Genomic DNA, 283 nt, shown 5'->3' with positions numbered 1-283 from the left:
AAGGTCGTTCGTTGTGCTACTTCACGAGGACGTGTATCAATTGAACGTCCATGGCAAAAAGTACCACGAGTTTCTTTAGCTCGATGGCGCCTAATACCATGGTCAGGAAAATCGCTTAAACTGATTTCTAGTTTGTTTTGATTAATCCAGTTATAGATGGTTTTAAAGCTCAGATGCAGTGTATGTGCTACTTGCTCTGCCGACCATTTTTCAATTAGTATCTTATCCTCAATATATTGCTTTAATCCTGAAGTAAAGTGTGACTTAGCTCCACGTTGAGTGA

1 pseudogene is annotated in these 283 nt (G+C 39.6%); it reads right to left on the bottom strand.

From position 1 onward, the window contains the following. Nucleotides 1-283: pseudogene (locus H5975_RS08515) on the bottom strand (IS30 family transposase); the annotation flags it as partial.

The organism is Limosilactobacillus coleohominis (genome assembly GCF_016901675.1).
GTDB classification, from domain to species: domain Bacteria; phylum Bacillota; class Bacilli; order Lactobacillales; family Lactobacillaceae; genus Limosilactobacillus; species Limosilactobacillus intestinavium.
This window is presented reverse-complemented; position numbering and strand designations above follow the sequence as displayed.